The 20,185-nt window shown below is 28.0% G+C and carries 13 protein-coding genes and 1 riboswitch; all 13 genes read right to left on the reverse strand.

The annotated features are described in order from the left end of the window. Positions 1–699 (reverse strand): ECF transporter S component, encoded by a 699-nt coding sequence (locus OW763_RS00555; RefSeq protein WP_268039111.1) that lies wholly within the window; start codon positions 697–699, stop codon positions 1–3. Between the two features lies 1 nt (position 700). Continuing rightward, complete coding sequence (locus tag OW763_RS00560) at positions 701–2,317, reverse strand: ABC transporter ATP-binding protein (RefSeq protein ID WP_268039112.1); 1,617 nt, start codon at positions 2,315–2,317, stop codon at positions 701–703. Next, positions 2,305–3,207, reverse strand: coding sequence for an energy-coupling factor transporter transmembrane component T (locus OW763_RS00565; RefSeq protein ID WP_268039113.1), 903 nt, complete (start codon positions 3,205–3,207; stop codon positions 2,305–2,307). Before OW763_RS00565 ends, OW763_RS00560 begins: the two co-directional genes overlap by 13 nt. A gap of 29 nt (positions 3,208–3,236) precedes the next feature. Next, the gene (locus OW763_RS16875) at positions 3,237–5,867 is read right to left on the reverse strand and encodes a DUF4430 domain-containing protein (protein WP_268039114.1); all 2,631 of its coding nucleotides are present in this window, start codon (positions 5,865–5,867) and stop codon (positions 3,237–3,239) included. A gap of 40 nt (positions 5,868–5,907) precedes the next feature. Continuing rightward, positions 5,908–6,750 carry a DUF4430 domain-containing protein gene (locus tag OW763_RS00575; RefSeq protein WP_268039115.1) on the reverse strand — a complete coding sequence of 281 codons (843 nt, stop codon included), beginning with the start codon at positions 6,748–6,750 and terminating at the stop codon, positions 5,908–5,910. A gap of 148 nt (positions 6,751–6,898) precedes the next feature. Next, a riboswitch (cobalamin riboswitch) is annotated at positions 6,899–7,076 on the reverse strand. A gap of 292 nt (positions 7,077–7,368) precedes the next feature. Further along, complete coding sequence (locus OW763_RS00580; protein WP_268039116.1) at positions 7,369–8,571, reverse strand: hypothetical protein; 1,203 nt, start codon at positions 8,569–8,571, stop codon at positions 7,369–7,371. A gap of 315 nt (positions 8,572–8,886) precedes the next feature. Continuing rightward, positions 8,887–10,584, reverse strand: a complete 1,698-nt coding sequence (ade, locus tag OW763_RS00585) for an adenine deaminase (protein ID WP_268039117.1) — start codon at positions 10,582–10,584, stop codon at positions 8,887–8,889. A 405-nt stretch (positions 10,585–10,989) separates the two neighbouring features. Further along, positions 10,990–12,171 (reverse strand): CaiB/BaiF CoA transferase family protein, encoded by a 1,182-nt coding sequence (locus OW763_RS00590; RefSeq protein ID WP_268039118.1) that lies wholly within the window; start codon positions 12,169–12,171, stop codon positions 10,990–10,992. 313 nt (positions 12,172–12,484) lie between these two features. Beyond that, positions 12,485–12,781 carry a nucleotidyltransferase domain-containing protein gene (locus OW763_RS00595; RefSeq protein WP_268039119.1) on the reverse strand — a complete coding sequence of 99 codons (297 nt, stop codon included), beginning with the start codon at positions 12,779–12,781 and terminating at the stop codon, positions 12,485–12,487. 79 nt (positions 12,782–12,860) lie between these two features. Then, positions 12,861–13,622 carry a YdcF family protein gene (locus OW763_RS00600; RefSeq protein WP_268039120.1) on the reverse strand — a complete coding sequence of 254 codons (762 nt, stop codon included), beginning with the start codon at positions 13,620–13,622 and terminating at the stop codon, positions 12,861–12,863. A gap of 214 nt (positions 13,623–13,836) precedes the next feature. Then, the gene (gene ptsG, locus OW763_RS00605; RefSeq protein ID WP_268039798.1) at positions 13,837–15,861 is read right to left on the reverse strand and encodes a glucose-specific PTS transporter subunit IIBC; all 2,025 of its coding nucleotides are present in this window, start codon (positions 15,859–15,861) and stop codon (positions 13,837–13,839) included. A gap of 297 nt (positions 15,862–16,158) precedes the next feature. Beyond that, a complete protein-coding gene (locus OW763_RS00610) occupies positions 16,159–18,183 on the reverse strand; it encodes a methyl-accepting chemotaxis protein (protein WP_268039121.1) in 2,025 nt (674 codons plus the stop codon). Between the two features lie 223 nt (positions 18,184–18,406). Beyond that, a complete protein-coding gene (locus OW763_RS00615; protein ID WP_268039122.1) occupies positions 18,407–19,939 on the reverse strand; it encodes a SulP family inorganic anion transporter in 1,533 nt (510 codons plus the stop codon). Positions 19,940–20,185 lie beyond the last annotated feature (246 nt).

Consider the following 20,185-nt stretch of genomic DNA (forward strand, 5'->3'; position numbering starts at 1 on the left):
TCATATTTTTATAAATTCATCATCTATATATTCAATTTTGTTTTTCTTATTATATCTTTCTAAAACCTTTATAAAACTACGTCCAAAAAAAACTGCAAAAATAACATTTCCAATTGCGTGTATTGTATCTTGGGGAAAACTTAATACAATTCCTGATATTATTGCTTTTATAGTTATTGGTCTAATAAATTCTACAATATACCATTGATCTAGTATTATTCCATATATATATCCCCAAATACCGCAACATATTATAAATCCTTTTATTCCTGTTTTCTTTATTACTTTCCTAAGTACTCCAAAACAAACACCACAAAGTCCCCAAGCCATCATTTGCCATAGTGTCCATGGACCATGTCCTAAAAAAAAGTTTGATATGAAAGCACACATGCTTCCTACCATAAATCCATTTATTGAACCTAATGTATATCCTGATACTGCACAAATAAATGTTACTGGTTGAAATCCTGGAATAGCTGCAAAAGGAACCCTCATAACTCCACCTAATGCTGACATTGTTGCTATAACAGCCATTGTTTTTGAATTTAATTCCTTAGTTTCAAATAAAACTATAAAAGCTAATATCAAAAACACTGCCGAAATTTGTACTTCACTTCCAAATTGGAAATCAAAATATGACATACTTAAAACCAGTACTATATAAGTTATTATGATTAAAAGCCCTATTATCTTTTTCATATTAAATCTCCTTTAAAACCTCTACAGCATCTTCTGATTTTATAATTTTACATTTGTTTTTAAATACTCTTGCAACCTGTGGTGAATAATATAATGAATCATATAATATGTCCACCGCTTGCCCTAATGCAGTTATTTCTCCATTAAACATGAGCATAACAGTATCAGCATAATCTGCAGCAAAATCAGAATCATGAGTAACAAGAACTATTGTTTTACCCTGCTCAGCCAACATCTTTATCATTTCTCCAAGCTTATCCTTTGCTGATGCATCCATTCCTCTAGTAGGCTCATCAAGAATTAAAATTTCAGGTTCTGTAACTAAAGTACATGCTATTGCTACCCTCTGTTTCTCACCACCACTCAAGTCTCTAGGATTTTTATCTTTTAAATGTTCAAGATTAAACTGCTTTATAATATTATCTACTTTAGCTTCTTCATATTCACCAATATTTCTTAAAGTATATGCAATTTCCTCAAAAACATTTTCTCTTCCAAAATAATCATTTGGATTTTGTGAAAGATATCCTACTAACTTTATCCTTTGCTTTACATCTAACTTTTTTATATTTTGATTTTTTATTTTAATCTGTCCTTTATACCTATTAATAACACCTGCAATTATCTTAAACAAGGTACTTTTTCCTGCTCCATTCTCACCCATAACTGCTAGAATTTCGCCTTTTTTTAAGTTAAAATTTATATTGTTAAGAGTTTTTTGACCTTTCTCATACTGAAATCTTAACTTTTTTACCTCTATAATATTTTCCTTATATTCCTTTTTACATTCTTTTGTTATATTAAATTCTTTATCTGATATAAGTTCTCTAGCTTCTTTTACGTTTACAGGTATATTATTTTTTTTAGCTTTTTTAAATATATAAGATATATTCGGCATAAAATATTTTTTATCTATTATTTTAGGTATTAAATTTGGTTTACCTTCTGCAATGATTTTTCCATCCTCCATAAATATTATCCTATCAGCTAAATCAAAGCATCTATCGAGACGCTGCTCTATTAGTATTACTGTCTTTCCCATATCTCTATTTAACTTTTTAATTGAATTTAAAACCTCTTCAGAACTTATAGGATCAAGTTGAGATATAGGCTCATCAAACAACAAAATATCAGGGTCCATAGATACTACTGATGCTATTGCTACCCTCTGTTTTTCACCACCTGATATTTCTGTAGTTGTTTTGTCTTTTATTTTGTACAATCCTAGTAATGACATAGCCTCAGCTACATTTCTTTTCATTTTATTAATTTCAGTATTAAGATTTTCAAGTCCAAAAGCTATTTCTCTTTCTACATCTTCAAGAACTATTTGTTTTTCAGGATGCTGATAAACCATTCCAACATTTTTAATTATATCTGCTTTGTTAAGCCCTCTTATATTTTTACCTTTTAAAAACACTTTTCCTTTAATCTTTCCACCATAATAATCTGGAATTACTCTATTAAAAAGTCTTACTAATGTGGATTTACCACAGCCAGATGGTCCTACTATAAGAATAAATTCTCCTTCATTTACTGATAAATTTATATCTTCAATAGCTGTTTTTTCTTCGTCAGGATACCAAAAGCTTAAATTTGCAACTCTTAATATTTCCACTGCTTCCACCCCCAATTCACAACTGTAGGTATGAAGAAAAGTACTGTAAACATCAATCCGTTAAAGGTTAAATTATTTATAGGATTATCTACTCTAGGATAAAACATCATTTTATTTAATCCCCACATTTGAAATAATTTTAAATATACAGCTGTAAAAATTGATGTTAATATAATTACTGTATCCCATAAACATAATGACATATTAAAATAAACACTTCTTTTTCCAATACCATATCCCCTTGAATACATTGATTCTGCCATATCTCCTGCATCTTCTATACTAGAAAGGAATAATATATTTACTATGTTACCCTGTTTTTTTATTTTGTTTTTAATGTTTTTATCTATTACTATATTTCCTCTTAATCTTTCTATTTCAGTTATATGAGTATATTTTTTAGCGAGAGTTGGAAAAAGTCTTATGGTCATATTCATAAGCAGTGCAGATTTTCTCAAATACTTTGAAAAAAAACTAAAACTTTTATCTGGGTTCACTATTAAATTTGCAAATCCAAAAACTAATGTTAAAGAAATTACTCTAAGCCCATTAAATATTCCATACATAACTGCTTCAAGAGTAATTCTTAGCGTTCCTAGTACTGGAATATTAAAATGTCCTTTATATAAAACTGTACTTCCATTATGAACTATTAAAGGATTTAAAATCATTACTAATATTACAAATGGTAAAATAAGCTTTGCATATTCCATCAAATCATAAATACAGCCGTCAATTACAGCCAATAATACTAATGATGCTAATATGATCAATAAATAAATTGGATTTTTAATAACAAGAAATGCTATTAAATAAATCAGTAATAAACTTATCCCTGCAGCTGGATGCAGTCCCTGTAAAAAAGTATTTCTTTTTTTATATATAAGCATATATTCTATCTACCTCATATGTCTTTTTATTATTGTTTAACCTTAAATTTATCAATTTCTACTTTTTTATTTAAAACTAAACTATTTATATAACCATAATAAGTTCCTGTTTTTAAGAATGTATTAAAATCTATTTTTCCATCTTCTTTTATCTGTTCAACATTCATATATTCAATATAACCAGATTCATCATATAAAATAATTGATACATTTTCATTTTTCAATTTACTATTTTCTATTAAAACTTTTCCTCCATTTGTTCTAACTATAACTATTTTAGTATCATCCTCATTTAAAATTGTATCTTCATATTCATCATCTGAATGATTATGATTTCCACCAGAAGTACCACTATCATTATTGTTATTATCATCCTCTTCAACAATTCCTTCATCATCATTTGGATTCTTTGCAAATATAAATTTAATACTATCATTTTCTTTAACTTTATAGTCTCCAATACTTTTACTTGGAAATTTCCTATTTACAGAATAACGCCACCCACTTAAAGTTCCTTTATCTCTTTGTCTTTGACCATCTATCATGGAAACATAGTCACTACTAATTCTGTAACTTATTTTCTCACTATCTAAAGCTTTTTTAAGAATATCCTTAACTGTATCTCCTGAATTAAATTCAATATCTTTATTTAATATAGAACCTTTATATCCTATAATTCTAAGTTCTACAATTAATTTGTTAGTTTTCTTATTATTATCATTTTCCTCATTATCATTGATTATTTTATTTACCTTTGCATTGTCAGACATAACTATATCTGATTGTGAATTATTGTCTACAGTTTCAACCTTAGAATCTCCTTCTATCTTTACTTTACATTTTTCTAAAATATCTAGTTCTTTAAAATTACCTTTAAATCTTACTTGTTGACCATTTTTTGCAGAAACAACGACCTTTGATATTTCAGAGTTTTTTGTTGATTTAATTAAAGTTTTTGTATGTATTACTATTGGTTTTTCAAATTTACCTTTTAGCTCTAGAAGCTTTTCTTTATCATCTTTAGATGATACTTCAACTTCTCCGAAGCTTCCAGATACATTATCTAAAAATGCATCTGAACTAACATCTGTTTTCTTTATATCTGTTTTTCCTTTTATCTCTATTCTAACCTTATAGCTTGAATTTACCCTTAAGTTATCTGTAGTTACATTGTTAAAGTGAACACTGTGCTCTCCTCCAGATAAAACAACAATTTGAGTTGCTTGTACATTTTCTATATATGCATTACCATTTTCACCAGCATCTATAGACAGTACCCCTTGGATTTTTAAATTTTTAAGCTTTACATTATTAGCTTCAATTTTAAAATCACTTGTAATTATTTCTTGTTTATTATCATTTCCATATACAGTTTCATCCTTATTTATAACTATATATTTTTTATTTTTATTTATATCCTTTTTATTTAATTCATCAAAAAGATTCTTATTATTCTTATAAATAGATAATGCTATCACTGCTTGCTGAGTAGCCATTGCATTGATATTTCCATCTTTTATATGTTTAAAACAGCCGTTTTCTGATCTATAAGTTAAAATTTCATCTACAATATTTTTACCATTTATTTTATAATTATTTAAATCATCACCAGCAATTACTACTGCCGTAAGTATTTGTGTTAAAGATTCTAAATTTTGCAATTCTGAATTATTTTCTAATTTTCGAAGCGATACCTTTAAATAATTTAATGCTTTTTTTACTGCAGGATAGTTCTTATCCTTTCCTTCCATTATCATAGAATATACAGCCATTGCAGTTACATCTGGGTTTTCATCGCTTTTTTCTGCTCCCGCAATCATTGAAAATCCACCATCTGATTTTTGCTCAGATTCTAAATATTCTAATGCTTTTGTTTTATCATAATCTGCATTTGCAGCTTCTAAAGCTATTATCCCCCATATATGTCCATTAATAAGCTCCCCATTTTCTTCAACTAATTTTTTAGTAATATCTATTAAATTGTTGCCATAAAAATTTTTAACATCACCGTCTAAAGCCATAACTGTAAGGCTTGATCTAGCATAATCTGTAAGCGCATAGTATTCAATATTTTCTTTTAGTTCTTTAGCTTTTTGCTGTGAATAACTTTCTTTAATTGCTTGTCCTCCCATTTTTAAAGCAATTATATCCCAGTCATCAATTTCATTTTTCGCTTTAATATTATCTACAGCACATTTTATTGCTTCATCTACTGTTATTATAACTTTTGTATCTTCTTTACTTGGATTCTTATTGTTACCTTCATTAACTTGATTATTTTTCTTATTTATATCACTATTTGTTTTTTCATTATCTTTAATTGATTTATTTATATTATTAACTTGTATATCCTGTACTTTATTATCTACTGATGAAGTATATTTTTGTAGCTCTACTTTTTCATCCTTTTGTTTATCTGAACTTTCTTTATTAACATCCTCCATGTTAATTTTCTGTATAGAATCATTGCCTTGAACGATTTTATTTTGTTTACCTAAATCAGTTACTTTATCTTTATCTGTATTTGACTCTTGTGAATCACATTTTTGTTCAATTTTAACTGTTTTTTGTGTAGTTTTACTATTTATTTTTGTTATACCTAATATCACTGCTAAAATAATAAAAACAGATATTAAAGCACTCTTTAACTTTTTGTTCACTTAATAGCCTCCTCTAGTTTTATTAATTTCTATTTAATTTCTATTTAGATTGAAATTCTCTCTTATCCCATTGATGATAATCTACCCTTACTATATCTCCTTTTTTTACATATAAATCATTAGCTCCAGTATTACATTTTTCTCCATTTAAATAAACAAACCAATCTATTCCCATTATTTTATTCTTTTTCTGTTTCTCTGTAAGCTGTGATTTAGGTATAGGATAAACATTATGAATTCCTTCTATTTCATATATAAATCCCCCTTTCTCTAAAACATCAAATTTATCTTTTAAATAAGTCATGAAATTTGTATTATCTTTAATTTCAATTTTCTTGCTTGATATTATTTGTTCTGGATTTTCTGTATAACCTTTAGCATTCTTAGAAATAATTATTGTAAAAATTTCTTTATTATCTTTTACTTTAAGTTCTTTATTGCTACTAGCCTCTAATGCTGTTTTTACATTATTTTGTTGAACTTCAGCAATTTCTTCACCTTTGACATTCTCATCATTTTGTTTATCTTTAATAATTTCTTTAGTTTTAATTTTTTCACTATCTTTGTTATTTTGTTTAATCTTACTATCTTCTTTAATGTATTCAGTTATTTTATTTTCTTGTTCTTCATTATCTTTTTTAATATTTTCTTTACCCTTATTTTTTTCTACTTGTTTATTTGAAGCATTGTTTCCTTCTTTATTAATTTTTTTTGAAGTTGAAATATTTTCTGTATCCTTATTAATTTCTTCTTGATTAACAATCTTCTGTAACGAAGTATCTTTATTAGATTTAGTATTTACTTGTGATACTTCACCACAACCTGAAAAAATAATAACTATCATTAAAACTAGAGAACAAATACTCTTTTTTATAACCTTCAAATTTTTACACCTCTTTTCAAATATTGTAAAATCAAAAAAAGACCCCACTAGGAGTCTCTTTATACATCTAAGCAAAATAATACATTTTTATTACTATACAAATTTGTTTTTATTGTTTTGCTCAAATGCTTCTACCGCCCTCCGAAGTATCACATTATAAATATAGGCAGGTTTCCTGACTCTTGATTCTTCCTACTCCCTTAACCTTCCCTCTCGGTGGTATATAAAGGTTTTGTCATCAATTACAGTAGCGGGGGCTGCAACAGCTTCTCACTGTTTTCCCTTTTAACCTTATTTTATAAGGCACCTATATTTTTACACTAACTTTTCAATTAATATACGATTTACTATCCATGATATTTTATCATAAATATGGTAGCAATTAAATATTTATATTTGCAAATTAATTATTTTCTTCTATTATAGGTATACCTCCATATCCACAATATATGGTAATTATTTTCAAACCGACCATAAATTTAACTTCGAATTAAATTTATGTGCTGTCTCTATACAACTCAATATTTTTCCAATTTGAGGTCCATTTCCATGTACTATTGATATAATATGGCCCTCTTCTATTTAATATACAAAAGTTGAGAGTTGATAAATCAACTCTCAATTGGAAATATACTCTATTTCTTTTTCTGCTTTTTGATTTAATGAATCTACTACCCATACCTTTATTTTATATTTAGATTTTTCAGGTAAAGCAAACAAAATATCTCTTATATTCTCATATAAAATACCATCATTTCTACAATCATAATTATCCTCTAGAATCACTTTTTCTCCATTTGTTTCATCGATAACCTGTAAACATATTTTTGATATATCACCAAATTTATCTTTAACAATATAACTTATATTTTTATTGTCTTTTACATTTATATCCACAATCTCTGGTTTATCATTTTTAACTGTTTCTTCATCTAATGCACTTAATAAATACCGTGCTTTAATTCCTTCTCTTTCATCTACTGCTTTTTCATAACATTGAAGTATTTTATTTTTATCTTTGCTTTTAATAATATTTTCTACAGATTTAAAATATTCTTCACTGGCTTTTTTAGCTTCATTGTATCCTTCTCTTTTTATTGAATAATTATTATATAATATACTTAAATTAAAATCTGGTTCCAAATCATCTTGTTCGTATACTAAATTATTGCCATCAAACTTAAAACTTTCCATGTTCGATATGCCGTTATTTATAATATTGTTAAATCTTATGTCTCCCATATTAAAATAAACTCTAGCATGTCCTATATTTCCTTTCCAATAAGCTCCTGTCTCTAAAATATATCCACAATAAGTCCATCCAACTACATTCACTGGATTTACAAAATCATAAGAATTCTTTATTATTTTTGTTTCATTAGCTTTAAAATTAACTTTAAATGTATACCATTTTGTATATCCATCTTCAAAGTTTTCATTGATTCTTTTTTCATTAGTAGCTTTTTCTAACTTCACAGGTATCTCTTTTTCACCTATATAAGTTTTAAAATTTGAAAAAATTGCTTGTTCTTGTTTTACCATACCTTCATAAAGCTCTTGAGCTGGAAATCCCATTAATACCTCTTTAGCTTCTCCCTCGTTTTTAAATTCAAACGTACATTTAGTTTTACCATTTTGTACATCTATATAAATATCCTCTGAACACATTATTACATCCTCATTATTCATAGGATAAACTCCGTCAGGCGTTCTTCCCATACTACAATCATCTGCTAAAACCACCGTTGTAAAAAATGTAAAAAATACAAAAGTCAAAAAAATTGATATAAGGACTTTAACTTTTAAATACCCACAATTCATTATTTTCTCCTCCTATTTTGTTTGAATGGTTTTAAAGTTATTTATTGCTTATCCATTTTTTACCATTTAACTAATATAATTATACTATATTATTTGTGGTTTTGCATAAAAATATAAAAAATTTATTATAGTGTGAAAATTTAGTATCTGTTCCCACTCTAGATAAATTTGAATTTTAAATATTAAAAGACTGATGATAATTTAACATCATCAGTCCCTGTAAATTAAAATCTATTTTTCTCCCATAAACAACGTCATAACAGCTTTGGGTGTATGAATTTTGTTTTCTGCTTCATCATAAATGAACTTATTATTTTAGCAAAATAAATCTATAAACTTATTTTTAGTAAAATCAAATATTCCTCTGGTTGTAATTCTTATTTCTGGTATAACAGGTAATCCCATAAATCCTAAAGTTAAAAATGGATCCAAGTTATCTTTAATACCATATTCTTTAGATATATTATTCATAATTATCAATTTATCGATTACATATTTAGGGTCATTAAATGTCATTAACCCGCCTATAGGTAAGCTTAAATTTTCTATAACCTTGCCTTTTGATGCTATAGCTATTCCACCACCTATATTTATAATACTATTAACTGCCACTTCCATATCCTTATCATTACTTCCTACTACTATAAGATTATGCGAATCATGAACTATAGTTTGTGCTACAGCACAATCTTTTAATCCTAGACCCTGTATAAATCCGACACAATATTTCCCTGTCATTTTATGTCTTTCAAAAACTGCTATTTTCAAAACATCTAATGCATTAACTTTTTTAATATGCCCATCCTTAACACTTACATCACATATTTCTTTTTTCGTTTCAATCGAATTTTCAATAACTCTTATTACATTTATACTATTAGATTTTGCTTTTATCTTAAAAATATCCTTATCTATATATTTCATATTGATAAAGGATTTAACATCTAACTTAGAATAATCAATAGTATCTTCAGTATATATTTTTCCATTTTTCATTGTATCCTTTATTGTAACATTTTTTAAATCCTTTAAAATTACTAAGTCTGCTTTATATCCTGGTGCAATTGCTCCTCTTCTTTTGAGCCCATAACATTGTGCTGAATTTAGAGTAGCTATAGTAATGGCTTTTATAGGGTTGATTCCATATTTAATAGCAATTCTTATACATTCATCTATAGATCCTTTTTCAGTTAGTTCAACTATATCTTTATCATCTGTACAAAATAAAAATCTATGAAAATTCTCATCATTTACTGCTGGCAATAAGTCTTTTAAATTTTTTGCAGCCGAACCCTGTCTAAGCATTACATACATACCTTTTTTAACCTTTTCGGTAGCTTGCTCAGATATTGTGCACTCATGATCTGTAACTATTCCACTATTCATATACGCATTTAACCACTTATTATCAATTTGAGGACAGTGACCATCTATAATCTTATTCTTAAATAAGCATAATTTATTTAACATATTCTCTTCTCCATGCACAACCGCTGGCACATCCATTACTTCTCCAAGCCCTAAAACTCTATCATCATTAATAAAGCATGCTAAATCTTCAGCTCTTAATACTGCTCCATTATCCTCAAACTCTACCGCTGGTACACAAGATGGCATCATATAAAATATATCAATTACACTTTTTTTACTGTTATCAATCATAAAATTTAATCCACTCATTCCCAATACATTTGCTATCTCATGAGGATCAGCTATACAGGTAGTCACTCCTTTTTTTATCAAAATATGAGAAAATATTTCTGGTGTAACTTTTGAAGATTCTATATGAACATGAGAATCTATAAAACCTGGTGCTATATAATCGCCGGTACAATCCATCTCGTTTTTCCCACTATAATCACCTATTCCTATGATCGTATCTCCATTTATAGCTACATCACCTTGTTCTATATTCTGAGTAAATACATTTACGATAAAAGCATTTTTCAATACAATATCTGATTTTTCATTGCCAAGCGCAGTATTAAGATTTCTCTTTAATTTTTCTATCATATTTATTCTATCCTCTCCTCTCTATCTTACTTTATATACATAAATATTTTTCAAATAACCTTATATAAATATCAATCCGAATACAAAAATAGTAAGTTAGAAGCATCACTATTGTTGTTAGGAACACAGGGATTACTTCTTTATAGTCATAAAAAATCAATTTAAGTTATATTTTGCATTATAAATAAGAGATAATTAGACAGTATATACTATATATATTATTTATAGCATTATTTATGTCATTCCTCTTATATATATTTAAAAGGATTTTAAAAAAGCGTTATCAGAATGATGTTTTTCATCATTCTGATAACGCTTTTAGTTGCTTATATTTTAAAACTTATATTAAATCTCTTATTATATATAATTACCATTTTGATAATTGAAGACATAATAAGCATGTCCTTATATAATTGAATTTTTACGCAACTCATCTATTTCGTTTTTGGAATATCCAATACTATTTAGAAGCTGTTCAGTATGTTCACCTATTTCAGGAAAAATATGTTTTGCTTCTCCTGGAGTATCAGATAACTTTATAGGAACACCTGTTAAAACAAGTTCCTTACCAGACCCTTTAAAATTACCAAGCTTTGTAATCATATTTCTAGCAACAACTTGAGGATGATTACTCATTTCTTCCATATTAAGAACTGGAGTAAAACATATATTGCTGGTTGAGAAAAACTCAACCCATTCTTCTCTAGTTTTTTCTTTCAATATAGAACTAATATCTTCAATAATGTCCTCTTGTTTTTCTTTATTCCATTGAAGTTTAATATATTCATTTTTGTCTAAACGTTCACAAAATTCAGCCCAAAACTTTCCTTCTACAGCTCCTAAACTTACATATTTCTCATCTTTAGTTTCATAAATATGATAACATGCATATCCGCCTGTTAGAGTTTCATTGCCTCTTTCTGGAAGCACTTTACTGCCAGACCATTCTCCTAAAGCATAAGCCAAAAGAGTAATAGAACCGTCAAGCATTGCCACATCACACAACTGTCCTTTACCTGTCTTTTGTCTACTAGCCAAAGCTAACAGAATAGCAATAACAGAATATAAAGAACCAGCCGCAGTATCAGCAATTTGTACTCCACTTATTGATGGCTTTCCTTTACAATTTCCTATTTGTTCTGTAACTCCAGCTAAGCTCAAATAGTTCAAATCATGACCAGCAGCATCTCTTAACGGTCCATCAAGTCCATAACCAGTCAATGAACAATAAATTAATCCTTCATTTATTTTCTTTAATGTATCATAACCTAATCCCATTCTCTCCATAACACCTGGTCTGAATTGATCAACTACCACATCAAATTTAGTAACTATTTTTTTAAATATTTCTTTGCCTTCTTGTTTTTTAAGATCTAAAGTTATACTTTTTTTATTACGATTAACTGTATAAAAACGTGAGCTTTCTTCATTAATAAATGGTCCAAGTTGCCTTCCTAATTCTCCAGTTTTAGGCTGCTCAACTTTAATAATTTCTGCTCCAAAATCTGCAAGTATTTGAGTACAAAGCGGACCTGGAAGATATCTAGATAAATCTAATATTTTTATTCCTTCTAAAGGTAAACTCATAATATTACTCCTTCCCTTAAGTTAAACTTGTCCAAATACAATTGTACCAATAACATACTATTAATTCAATATAATGATTTAATTACAAATATTGCATTACTAGATATCTTCAATATTCTTAATAATAATTTATTTAAATAAATTGCATAATTAAAAATTGTAAATGCGAAATGCAAGTTTTATTGTGAACATCACCTTAAAATTTCTCTTTCACTATATTTTAAGCTTATTATAACTCTTAAAACAGAAATTTTCGAAGTAGTAAACAAGAAAACTTGCATGTAAAATATGCTCTTGGAATTATGTAATTTTATTAATTACTACAATATATTATTTTCCCATTCTCTTTCATTTCCTTCTTATATTCTTCTGTACATTTTTCTAAATCAACTACCTGTACATCCACATGAAGTATTTCTCCTAATTCTTGTGACAACATAAATGTTTCAAATACATTATAGTGTTTATCACTTATGAAACCTACATCTAAATTCTCTTTATCTCCAGTTTCTCTATGCTCAACATTTCCAGAAACCATAACTAAATATGGTTTAGTATTATCTATTAGGAATCCATTAATTTTGTTTACATCATAACTATCTAATATCATATTCTTATCACCAGCCTAGAGTTATTTATAGTTTAGTATGCACTAAATTATAATTCTTATAAGCTTTGTTTTATTTATTTTATCTGTCAAAAAAATATGATTTTATAATAGCTAAAAATTCTCTTACATAATAATTAGGAGTTATAAGAGGATGAAGTGATGCTGGCATACCATAAGCTTTAAACCCCTGTCTTTTCGCTAACATCTTTGCCCTATATACATGAAAATTATTAGTAATTATTGTTATACTTACTTTTTTATTTCCATTAAGCTTTTGAAGTTTTTCTTTTGTAAACTTTAAATTTTCATATGTACTTCTAGATTTATCCTCTTTTATTATTTTTTCTTTATCGATATCATTTCTAACTAAAAATCTTTCCATAGCCTCAGCTTCTGATATATATTCACCAGGTCCCTGTCCACCAGAAACCACTATCATAGTATCTGGATTTTCTTTTATATATTCTAAGCTTTTTATCATTCTAGCATATAAAGCTTGAGACATTCTCTCTCCTTTTAACCCCGCCCCTAAAACAACCAAATAATCACTTTTTGCTTTATCATAGATAGTACCTGAATATATAAGCAGTCCTTCCACACTAATAAAAAACATTAGTATAATCGCTATTGATATTTTTAATATTTTTTTCACATTTTTTGAAAATTTATTGCATATTGTTTTTTTACCCGAACATCTGTCTGTTCCTAAAATTATCAATAATACTCCAAGTATTATCCAAAATTCAGAAAAGCTAATAATCTTTCCACCAAATATAAACATAGCTATAAAATATAAAATACTGCATATGCCTAAAATAATTGATATTGCTCCAGTTTTCATTTTTTCCTCCTCAAGTCAGTAATAGTTTTCATGTTAATATTACATTAAATGATAGATAGATGTGTAACAAACCAGTAAAAAAATCAATTTACTTTAAAATATTTTAAATAATTATAAATGAAGTTGTAAATAAGAATAGTAAAACTCATAAAAACAACATATCAAAAAGCTGCTGACAATTCGTCAACAGCTTTTTGAAACTTCTTTTATTAACTTATTTGATAGTTACAATATTATTTTGACCACGTTTTACTGTTAGTCCAATTTTAACAGATACACTTTTTCCTTCTTCTAAGTTTGTAAATACAACTGGAGTAACAACAGATGGTACTTTACCTTTTATTTGTTCTAAATCCGCACGAATTAACAATTGTCCTGCTTTTACAACATCTCCTTGTTTAACAAGTGCTTCAAACCCTTCACCCTCAAGAGCTACAGTATCGATACCAAAATGAACTAATATTTCTTGCCCATTATTAGCTGTTAATCCTACAGCATGTTTTGATGGTAAAATAGTTGTTACAGTTCCATTTACAGGTGATACTATTTCTCCATTTTTAGGTTCAATTGCAAAACCATCACCCATTATTTTTTTAGAAAAAACTTCATCTGGAACATCTTTTAAATCTACTATTTTTCCATCTAATGGAGCTACAAATGTATCATCGTTTACAACTACAGATTGTTTATTTGGTTCTACACTTACTGCAACTTCTTTTTCTACTACAACTTTTCCAGACATTATATCCTTAATTTGACCCTTTAATTGATCTGACTTTGGTCCAAAGATAGCTTGTATATTGTTACCAATTTCCAAGACACCTGAAGCTCCTAAGTTCTTAAGTCCTTGTTTATTAACATTTTCAATATCATTTACACTTACACGAAGACGAGTTATACAAGCATCTAACTTACTTATATTTTCTTTTCCGCCTAGTTCTTTTAATATACCTGCTGCAAGTTCTGCACCTTTTACGTTAATTGTTGCTGAACCTTCAACATCCTTTTCACGACCTGGAGTCATAAGATTCCATTTTCTAATAGCAAATCTAAATCCAAAGTAGTAAATTACTGAGAATCCTAATCCTACAACAATTACTAACCACCATGATGTACGATTTGGTATCACACCAAATAGAAGATAATCGATAACACCACCTGAGAATGTCATACCTATCTTAACATTTAATATCTGCATCAACATAAATGAAAATCCAGCAAATATACAATGAATTCCAAATAATACTGGTGCAACAAATAAGAATGAGAACTCAATTGGTTCTGTAATACCTGTTAAGAAAGAAGTTAAAGCCGCAGATGCTAAAATACCAGCTGCTAAAGTTTTCTTTTCAGGTCTTGCTTCCTGATACATTGCAAGTGCTGCTGCTGGTAATCCAAACATCATGAACGGGAATTTACCAGTCATAAACGTACCTGCTGTAAATGGTACATTATCTTTAAACTGAGCAAACCATATCAAGTTATCTCCATGTACAAGGTTTCCTGCACTATTTACATAATCACCAAATTGGAACCAGAATGGATTATAGAAAATATGATGTAACCCAAATGGTATTAATGAACGTTCTATTACTCCAAATATAAATGCTGCTGCTGTTTGATTAGAATCTATCATACTATGTGAAAATGCATTTAGTCCATTTTGAATAGGAGGCCATACAAATATCATAATAATTCCTAATGCTAACGCAAATACTGATGTGATAATTGGTACAAATCTCTTTCCTGCAAAGAATCCTAAATATGATGGTAATTCAATATTATAATATTTTTTATATAATTGCGCTGCTACAATACCAATAATAATACCGCCAAACACACCCGTTTGTAATGTATTAATTCCTAAGACATTTGCGTATTGTGGCATTTTGTCTATATTATCTGGAACATGTGCAAATATTGCCATTGTTTTGTTCATAATTAAAAATCCTACGATTGCTGCAAGTCCTGCAACACCATCTCCATCAGCTAAACCTACTGCAACACCTACAGCAAATATTAATGCAAGGTTAGCAAAAATAATACCTCCAGACTCCGCCATAACATTAGCAAATTGTTGAAACCAACTAACATTTAATGCTGGAACTAAATTTAAAAATTGTTCTTGTTGAAACATAGTACCAAATGCAAACAATAACCCTGCTGCTGGTAATAATGCCACTGGTAACATTAACGCTTTACCTACTTGTTGTAAAACACCAAAAATTTTTTTCATAATTTTTTCTCCTTTCTTTCCTTTAATTTTTTTACATATTACTAACATAAAATTGCTTAGAAATGGATTTCTAAATTAATTTTCATAACCTAAAAAGGCATGAGCAAGGTTAACTAAAGTAGATATACAGTATAAAACATACTATACTTCTATTTTAACTAACTTTTGCTCATGCCTGATCGTATCAGTAACACGCAAAATTTGTATTCTATTTTATTGTTTTTTATGTGTATCGTTTACAACTAAATTATATCATAAACTATAATGTTTTTTCAATACTTTTTTTAAAAGTTTTCTAAATTATCTTTCAACTTCATCAGTTTTAAATTTATCTGTTTGTTGTTTCAATTTTGAAGCTAAGTTATCTAATTCATTTACACTTGCACCTATTTCTTCAAAAGAACTAACTTGTTCTTCTACAGCTGCATTTATTTGTTCTACTGACAATGCATTATCTTGAGTAGTTGTAGATATTTCGTCCATTGCTTTTGTCATTTCTTCAGCAATTTCAAATTGCCTTTTTGATGATTCAGATATCATTCGAATTTTTCCATTTACTTCTTGTACTAATTTTAATATATTATCAAATTGAGTATTTGTATCATTTGCCTTTTCAACACTTGCTTTTGCTAATTCTTGACCTTCTATTATTGATGAATCAGCATTATTTGCTTTTTCCCGAATTTCAGATATTAACAAGCTAATCTTAGAGGCAGCCCCTTTGCTTTCTTCTGCTAGTTTTTTTACTTCATCCGCAACAACTGCAAATCCTTTTCCCTGCTCTCCAGCTCTAGCAGCTTCAATGGATGCATTTAATGCTAGCATATTAGTTTGATCTGCAATTGATGTTATCATTGAAACTATTTCACCTATATTCTCTGATGAAATTTTAAGTTTTTTTATAGAATCATATACATTTTCTGTGGATTCTTTAACCTTAATATTAGATTGAACAACTTCTTTTATATTTTCTACTCCTATACTAGCTGCATCTAAAATATTTTTACTTGTTTCAACTGTATTTTCTGATTCTTTAGAAATTATTTCTGAATTATTGGTCATTTCTTGAATACCAGCAGCTGTTTCTTCAACCATACTAGCATTATTTTGTAATCCACTAGATACCGTATTTATTTCTCTAGCAATACTTTCTGCGCCTTTATTCGACTGTTCTATTACTAATGATAATTCTTCTGATGACTTAGACAAAATATAAGCATCATCTTTCACATGTCCTATAAGCTGCTGCATTTTTTCAATAAATACATTAAACCATTTCGAAAGAGTTCCCATTTCATCTTTAGAGTCAACTTTCAATCTTTGTGTTAAATTTCCTTCTCCTTCAGAAATATCCTTTAACATGGCATTAGTTTTATTTATTGGCTTCGTTATTAAAATTGAAATATATATACCTAATAATACTGATATTATAATCGTTATTATAATCACTAAAACAATTATAATTACGGATTTTGATGCTGTAGTATTTATTAATTTTATATTATTTATATGCATTTCTTCAACTAAAGGCTGAATTTTATGAACTATATTTCTATATTCACCCATCAAGCCTTCTGTAGACTTTAGCCCAATTTCTTTATCTACACTAACTACTTGTTTAAATTTATTTTCATAGTTATCCATTAACGAATTTAAATTTGATTTGGTTTTTTCATCATAGCTAGAACTATTTAATAGATTTTTAAATTTTCCAACTATTTCTTCTAATTTTTCAACATACTTTATATCTTTTCTTAAAAGATAATCCTTTTCTGCTCGTCTAGCTTGTAACATTAAAATTTCTAATTGCTGATTTTGTGGTAATTTTTCTATACTGTCTTCAACTTCATGAACAGAATTTCTTAATTCTCCAACCAAACCATAGTCTTTAAACCCTCTAACTTTTAATTTGTCAACTACTTTTAAAAAAGAATCATGATATTGTTGTGTTAGATTTTTTAATTCATCCATTTTTTTTATAATTTGAACATTTTTCTGTGTTTCTTCGTAATTCTTTACCAATTCAATTTTATCTATCAAACTTTTAAAATTCACTTCAAGCGTATCAATATAGCTACTTTTTCCTGCTTTAAAAAACTCTATATTAGTTTGTTCTCTCAACATAAAATCTTTTTCATTTTTTCTCATTTCTAATGCAAATTGATAAATATTATTATTTTCTAAAAGCAAAGGTATCTTTTTATTAACAATATTAGTTGTAACTAAATACGCTGTTCCTCCTAATATCAACATAAAAATTATTATAAGTAAAAAACCTGCTCTTATTTTTACACTAATTTTTAAATCATTAAATTTATTTTTCATTAGTCCATACCTCTTCCTGTAGATACTTTTATTATCCGACATCCCCTTTTATTAACTTCTTTTAATTTTAAATATATCTATATTTAATATATTCGTGGATAATTTACAACTCTTAAGTTGAATTTTAGTTTTTTTTAAATTTAATTAAAAAAATTAAAATGCCAAAATTTTATGCACACACCTAAAAAGAGAGCAGCCTATTTAATATAGACTACTCTTCTTTTTATGCCAAATCATTAACAGCTACATGATATTTTGGATCTTTAATTATATTAACTTCCAATATTTTCTCTGAATCCTTTATTAATTGATAACACTCTGTGCTTAGATGTCTTAAATGAAGTTTTTTACCTGAATTCTTATATTTTTCTGTTAATGAATTTATACTCTCTATACCTGAATGATCAAAAACTCTCGCATGCTTAAAGTCTATTATAACCTCTTTAGTATCATTCTTTATATCAAACGCTTCAATAAAGTTACGAGCAGAACCAAAGAACACTGCTCCTCTTATCTCATATACTTTAACTCCATTTTCATCTACAAAAGAATTAACATCTATTTTCTTTCCTTTTTTCCATGCAAATACAAGTGCTGAAACTATTACACCTGTTGCTACTGCAATAGCTAAATCTGTAAATACTGTAACTACAGAAACCAATACGATAACAAAAGCATCACTTACTGGGATATTACGCATAATTCTAAAGCTTGCCCACTCAAAAGTTGCTATAACAACCATAAACATTACCCCAACTAATGCTGCTAAAGGTATTTTTTCAATTAACTTTGATCCGAATAATACGAATCCCAATAAAAATAATGATGCAGATAATCCTGATAATCTTTTCCGTCCACCAGAATTAATGTTTATCATGCTTTGTCCAATCATTGCACAACCACCCATTCCACCAAAAAATCCAGTTATAAAATTGGCAATTCCCTGTCCAATACATTCTTTATTTCCTCTTCCTCTTGTATCTGTAATTTCATCTACAAGAGTTAAAGTCATAAGTGATTCAATTAATCCTACTGCTGCAAAAATTATAGAATACGGTAATACTATTTTTAAAGTTTGTAAGCTTACAGGGATTTGGGGCATATGAAATTGTGGTAATCCGCCACCAACACTAGCTATATCCCCAACTGTTCTTGTATCTATTCCTAATCCATTCACTAACAAAGATACTACTACTATTGCTACTAACGGTGCTGGTACAGCCTTAGTTAATTTAGGCATAAAATAACTAATTGCCATAGTTAATAATACCATTCCTAACATTATCCATAATTGTGAACCTGTCATCCACTTCATTGTTCCATTGTCTGATGGAATTTTAAATTGATTCAACTGAGCTATAAAAATAACAATAGCAAGTCCATTTACAAATCCCAACATTACTGGATGCGGTATCAATCTTACAAACTTACCTAATTTTAACAATCCTATTATAATTTGAATAATTCCCATTACAACTACTGCTGCAAATAAATATTCCACACCATATTTAGCTACGAGTTCTACCATAACAACAGCTAATCCACCTGTAGCTCCAGAAATCATTCCTGGTCTTCCTCCTAAAATTGAAGTTATAAATCCTACTATAAATGCGGCATATAACCCCACCAGCGGCTGAACCCCTGCTACAAATGCAAAAGCTACAGCTTCAGGCACTAACGCCAATGCTACTGTAAGTCCCGATAACACTTCATCTTTTACATTAATTTTTTCATTATTTTTTTGTTTAAATATCATAAATGTCCTCCTCTTTTTATCATGTCACAAGGCATAATCTTATCATATATTTCATATAAAATCTATTAAAACATTCAGTTTTTGCTTGTGTAAACGTTGTATAGAATCAAACATAAAAAAACAGTATTTTAATTGAAAATATTGCCTGTAAGAATATATAATATTAATTATAAAATGTATTTTGATATCTATGATTATCAAAGTTTAAACTTTGATATATTAGTAATTGAGGAAATTATGCAAATT

This window comes from Clostridium aestuarii, assembly GCF_026735135.1.
GTDB lineage: Bacteria > Bacillota > Clostridia > Clostridiales > Clostridiaceae > Clostridium_H > Clostridium_H aestuarii.

Coding starts and splice junctions, on each gene's coding strand:
- OW763_RS00600 (WP_268039120.1), bottom strand. CDS start 13,622: ATGAAAACTGGAGCAATATCAATTATTTTAGGCATATGCAGTATTTTA.
- OW763_RS00590 (WP_268039118.1), bottom strand. CDS start 12,171: ATGAGTTTACCTTTAGAAGGAATAAAAATATTAGATTTATCTAGATAT.
- ade (WP_268039117.1), bottom strand. CDS start 10,584: ATGATAGAAAAATTAAAGAGAAATCTTAATACTGCGCTTGGCAATGAA.
- OW763_RS00580 (WP_268039116.1), bottom strand. CDS start 8,571: ATGAATTGTGGGTATTTAAAAGTTAAAGTCCTTATATCAATTTTTTTG.
- OW763_RS00615 (WP_268039122.1), bottom strand. CDS start 19,939: ATGATATTTAAACAAAAAAATAATGAAAAAATTAATGTAAAAGATGAA.
- OW763_RS00610 (WP_268039121.1), bottom strand. CDS start 18,183: ATGAAAAATAAATTTAATGATTTAAAAATTAGTGTAAAAATAAGAGCA.
- OW763_RS00555 (WP_268039111.1), bottom strand. CDS start 699: ATGAAAAAGATAATAGGGCTTTTAATCATAATAACTTATATAGTACTG.
- OW763_RS00565 (WP_268039113.1), bottom strand. CDS start 3,207: ATGCTTATATATAAAAAAAGAAATACTTTTTTACAGGGACTGCATCCA.
- OW763_RS00595 (WP_268039119.1), bottom strand. CDS start 12,781: ATGATATTAGATAGTTATGATGTAAACAAAATTAATGGATTCCTAATA.